Origin of the sequence: Roseobacter weihaiensis (genome assembly GCF_020622345.1) — a bacterium.
In the GTDB taxonomy this organism is placed as follows: domain Bacteria; phylum Pseudomonadota; class Alphaproteobacteria; order Rhodobacterales; family Rhodobacteraceae; genus Roseobacter; species Roseobacter weihaiensis.
On sequence record NZ_JACNMO010000056.1, the window covers coordinates 1 to 5,111 of the forward strand.

The following is a 5,111-nucleotide window of genomic DNA, read 5'->3' on the forward strand; positions in this document are numbered from 1 at the left end:
CTTCGGAGCTGGTCAAATGGCCTTTCCGAATTGCACGATAGAGCACGCCAGAGCACGATAACTACCTGAAATACATTGATTTTCACAACCCGTACTCCGAAGTCTCTATCCGACAATACGCCTTGATTTCCGCCCGCTCACTTGCGTGTCGCTTGCGTGAAATGGGGTCTTCGAAGGACCGGAGCATGAGCAAACTGACGAAACGATTTGTAGAGTCCGTAACACCAAGAAGCAAAGGCCATGTCGTATGGGACGACGAATTGCCGTGTTTCGGTCTTCGTGTCTATCCCTCCGGCAAACGAAGTTACCTCCTGCAGTATAGAGCTAAAGGTCGCTCGCGGCGATATACGATCGGGCTACACGGCATTTGGACGCCGGAGACTGCACGGCGGGAAGCGAAGGCCTTGCTTGGGCAGATTGCGCAAGGAGAAGATCCTGCGACCGAAAGAGAGGAGGAAAGGCACGCCGTCACCGTCAGACAACTTTGTGAACAATATATCGCTGACATGGAGGCTGGCCTCATCCTCGGCAAAGGCGGACGACCGAAGAAGCCCAAAACGATCGAAACGGACATCGGTCGCATTCGTCGGCACATCATCCCGTTGCTCGGCACACGGAGGATCAAGGACATCACCAAGCCGGATATGAACAATCTCATGAAGGACATCATCGCCGGTAAAACGCGTGTCGTGATGAAGACGAAGAAGTTGCGTGGCAAAGCAATCGTCACGGGCGGTCCTGGCACCGCGATCCGCACAATGGGTCTCCTCGGCGGCATCTTCACCTACGCGATCGAAGCGGGGATCATCGACCAAAACCCGACGCACGGTCTCAAGAAGCCGAGATACAAGGTGCGAGACCGTCGATTGAGTGAAGCTGAGTATCGGACGCTGGGTCGCCTTCTGAAAGAAGTGCAACATGACAGCCACTATGGCATCCACGCCGAGATCCTTAGTCTCATTGCCTTGACCGGTTGTCGACGAGGCGAGATTATCAGCCTGCGGTGGAGCGAGGTCGACATTGAAGGGAGTTGCCTGCGCCTGAAGGACAGCAAGGAAGGTGCATCCGTGCGGCCCGTTGGCCTGCCAGTCGTCGACTATCTTGAGGCCGCGCGCCTGAAGCGCGAGGGAACCTATGTCTTTCCCGGCCAGGGTGAGGACAACGCCGTCGGGAACTTTCCCCAGAATTGGAAGAAGCTCTTCGCCGACACACCGCTGTGGGACGTCACACCGCATGTCCTGCGGCACAGCTTTGCCAGCATCGCCAATGACCTCGGCTTCACCGAAATCACCATCGCCGCACTTATCGGCCACGCTAAGGGCTCGGTCACAAGCAAATACGTCCACACGCTGGACTCGACACTGATCATGGCCGCTGACACCGTGTCGGGGTATGTGAAAGCGCTTCTCGAGGGGGCCGAATTCAGACGGAACAATTACACGCTGGACCGCCAGACCCGACGGAGTGCGATCGACGATATGCTGACTGAAGCCAGGCCGCGGACGCTAACGTCGTTCCGATAGCGCCGTCGCCTGTGCATACTGTCCAAAACGCCCGGCCCTTAGGAGACGTTCGTCACCCAACTTCGATGCTGCACTCGCAGCCCGCATAGCCGACGTTCGCTGCAACCGCAAAGTCCGGGTTACTCAGATCTGTCCATTCGCTTCTGTCTGTGTCGACCGTTGGCTGGCAGCAAAGCCGCTACTCAACTGCGCTTGCGGCTGACTTGATGAGGGTTTCGACCATTGGTCGCCTATCGAGTAGGCGGCGGGCGATAGAAGTATCGAGCGTCAAGCCCGTGTCAGTTGAGCTGAGACAATGCTCTGTTTTCTCGAAAGGCGTCGGGTAGTCTGCTGTTGCCGCAAAAGGCCCGAAGCCCGCGCGCGACAAGATGATTGCGCCGAGCATGGTGTCCGCTTCCGCGGCGGGATACTCTCCGTTCCCTTCGTTCGATTGCCGCGCAAGTGCGCCCATCAAAACCGGGGCTTCCGCACGCGGATACGCCACCATGGGTTTGCGCGACATGGGATCCGGGTCACCGTCGAACAGGGCCATGGGCGTGGAAAGCAGATACGTCTCGGACAGTCCTGGCGCGTGCAGGGGTGGATGCAGGAACGCCACGTCAATCATGCCTTGCTCCAAGCGCTTTTCGAGGCCTGCAGTCGTGCCCTCGTGGAGCTTTACCCGCGCGTGAGGATGGTGTTGCCGGAAGTTGACCAAGGTTGGGATGACGATCTGGTAGGCAGCAACCTGCGTCATGCCGATGCGAAGCGTTTGGCCGAGGCCTGCCTGGGCATTCCGCGCGGATTGTGCCGTTTCCTCGGCAGCAGTGATGACCCGCTCTGCGCCTTCAACAAACTGCTCGCCCGCCGGAGTGACACTCACCCCGCCGCGATCCCGGTCAAACAGCCGAACGCCAAGCTCCTCTTCAATCCGCCGAAGACGCGAGGAAAGCGCTGGCTGCGTCACATTCAGACGACGGGCAGCGCGCCCGAAATGCGCCTCTTCCGCGATGGCGATCACGCTTTCGTAGTCGGTTAGGCCAAACATCTTTGATAACCTTTGTTTATCAAACTTATCGAACGACGGCATCGTAAGTTGAGAAGATTGAACAACCTTATGTCGTGATCAACGCAGATCAAGCGGATGCAACATCGACATAGGAGATCAAGGTGAAGACCTTGCTTACAACACTTGCTCTTTCCACGGCCCTTGTGGCCCCCGCCTTTGCGCAAGAGGCCGGATCGCGGGACGCCCGTGGCCAACTTGATTTCGAAGGCCGCTATCTGGTTTCGGTCCAAGATGCGGACATGCTGTCCTCGGCCTATGTCAACGGCATGCTCGGGCCCCGAGAGGGCACGGACACGCTGGCCGTTATCTCGCTAGATGGTGACCCGCGCGATTGGATGGCAGCAGAGGTTTTCGCGTCGAACTCGGTTGCGGGACCGCCAAACGCCGTCGAGATCACACCCGACGGCCGCTTCGCTTTCGTGGTCGAGACGTTCACGCCGCGCCCAAACAACGATGAGGCCCATCAGTTTGGCGATATGTCCATCGGCACGACATTGACGGTGGTCAGCCTGGAAGACCCTGCGTCGCCCGAGATCCTGCAAACTCTTGAGATCGGCGCGCGGCCCCTCTCCGCGAGTGTCAACGCAGCGGGCGATATCCTCGCGGTCAGCTACTCCATCGAAGGCGGGTCTGGCGCAGAGACACCCATGCAACTGTTTCGCATCGCCGAAGATGGCAATCTGAGCGACCCGGTTTCGCCGACGATCGCGGGGTATGCCCTCGGCGAAGACAACATCATGGATATCGACTGGCATCCGACGGAAAACGTGATCGTCTGGATCAACCAGTTTGCCAATACAATGCAGTTTGCCCGTGTGGGCGACGACCTGAACGTCACTCCGTTCGGCAACACGGTCGACATTGATCGCGCGCCATACCGCGTGCTGTTCACGCCCGATGGCACCCACGCTGTGACTAACGCGCTGTATTGGGGGCCGGACATCGCGGGCATCTGGATTGAGGCACCGCGCGGTCAGCTTTTGACGGTGCGAATGAACGCGGAAGTCAGCGAGGATGGAACAGCACGCCACGCGCTGATTGACCGGGTGATGACAGGTGTCTCTCCCGAAGGCCTTGCCGTGTCGCCGGATGGCCGCTGGGTGGCCACAACCAATCTCGAACGCAGCTACCTGCCCTACAACGACGACCGCATCACCTGGTATTCCTCCGTGACGCTGGCCGCGCTTGATCAGGTAACCGGCGATCTGACCGAAATCGGCACCTTCAACTATGACGGCATTCTTCCTGAGGCCGCAGTGTTCGACAACTCCGGCAACTACTTGGCGGTGGCGAACTTTGACCATTTCGATGATCGGGTCGAGGGTTCAAGCATCGACTTCTGGCGCATCCAGACCGATCCGCTTGATCCCGGCAACACGCAGCTGATCAAGACGGAACACTCTGTGCCGGTCGCCCGTGGCGCACACTCGATGGTGATTGCGCGCTAAACGTCACAGCACGCGCCTCCAATCAGGGCGCGTGCCTGTTTTGAGGAGTTTCATTCATGCAATCCCGACGTCAAACCCTTGCCCTGCTGACAGGCTGCGCCGCCTTCACGTTGTTCGCGCCGCGTTCAGCACTTGCACATCATGGGTTCACTGGACGCTACGATGACGCCCGTCCGATTTACGTCGAGGGTATCGTGCGATCTGCCAGTTTCCGCCGTCCGCATCCCCTGATTGAGATGCAAGTTGATGACGATTTGCGCAGACCAACCGAACTTCCCCAGGGCGAAGAGTTTGCTGACATCGTCGAGGTGCGCGAGGAAGACCGGGGCCGGATCATCGATGTGGAATACCCGCCGGTCCGCTTGTTCTTCGGGCTGGAGGGACGTATCGCGACGGGTAACCGCATCGCGACAATCGTATTCCAGAACTGCCGCCCGCCGCATCAATTGCGCGGTCAATGGATCAAGTTACCAGACGGCGAAGCCGTCGTACGCCGAGGACGCATGCAAACCGAAGAAGCCGGATGTTCGAACTGACGTCCGTGTTGGCAGCACTTGAGACCTCGACACTCGCGGATTGGGTAGGCGGACCAATCTATCCAATGATCTCGGCGCTGCATATATTGGCCTTCGCTTTCGTCATCGTCCCAGTTCTTATGGCCGATGTTCGCGTTCTGAAGATCGGTGCAGCCGACGATCAAGTCTCGCGGATGTCTCGCATCGCAGTTTTCGCCTTCGCCGGTGCAGCATTCACCGGCTTTTTGCTTTTGTCGGTCCAGGCAACGCGTTACGCCGAAAACCCGGCGATCTACTGGAAGTTTGGGCTTCTGGCGCTGGCGGCTGCAAACGCCTTTCTGTTTTACAGGCTTGAGAAGGGCCAAAGGATCATTGCTGTTGTCTCAGTTTTCGCCTGGTGCGGCGTGCTACTGTCTGGCCGATGGATAGCCTTTTCGGCTTAGCAATGCTCTCGTATTCCATCGCCGAGCGGCCTTTGATATACTGCGCAGCATTTGGAACACTGGGCTCCTTGCGACTATCTGAGCATGTGCAGGATATGAATCCTTGAGCCGCGACCACTCGATAAGGACGGCCC

5 protein-coding genes are annotated in these 5,111 nt (G+C 58.4%); 4 read left to right on the forward strand and 1 reads right to left on the reverse strand.

The genetic code is table 11. The annotated features are described in order from the left end of the window. Window positions 1-185 precede the first annotated feature (185 nt). Window positions 186-1,523 carry a tyrosine-type recombinase/integrase gene (locus tag H7847_RS26290; protein WP_227272633.1) on the forward strand — a complete coding sequence of 446 codons (1,338 nt, stop codon included), beginning with the start codon at window positions 186-188 and terminating at the stop codon, window positions 1,521-1,523. A 178-nt stretch (window positions 1,524-1,701) separates the two neighbouring features. On the opposite strand, the gene H7847_RS26295 is transcribed toward H7847_RS26290, so the two are convergent. Then, window positions 1,702-2,550 (reverse strand): LysR family transcriptional regulator, encoded by an 849-nt coding sequence (locus H7847_RS26295; RefSeq protein WP_227272634.1) that lies wholly within the window; start codon window positions 2,548-2,550, stop codon window positions 1,702-1,704. Window positions 2,551-2,672: 122 nt separating this feature from the next. Here H7847_RS26295 and H7847_RS26300 point away from each other — a divergent pair, with 122 nt between their 5' ends. From H7847_RS26300 to H7847_RS26310, 3 genes are read left to right on the forward strand one after another with little or no spacing between them, the layout of a single operon-like run. Then, window positions 2,673-4,019 (forward strand): lactonase family protein, encoded by a 1,347-nt coding sequence (locus H7847_RS26300; RefSeq protein WP_227272635.1) that lies wholly within the window; start codon window positions 2,673-2,675, stop codon window positions 4,017-4,019. A gap of 56 nt (window positions 4,020-4,075) precedes the next feature. After that, window positions 4,076-4,555: a hypothetical protein gene (locus tag H7847_RS26305; protein WP_227272636.1), complete on the forward strand. Its 480-nt coding sequence runs from the start codon at window positions 4,076-4,078 to the stop codon at window positions 4,553-4,555. Beyond that, a complete protein-coding gene (locus tag H7847_RS26310) occupies window positions 4,543-4,977 on the forward strand; it encodes a hypothetical protein (RefSeq protein WP_227272637.1) in 435 nt (144 codons plus the stop codon). Before H7847_RS26305 ends, H7847_RS26310 begins: the two co-directional genes overlap by 13 nt. Window positions 4,978-5,111: the final 134 nt, after the last annotated feature.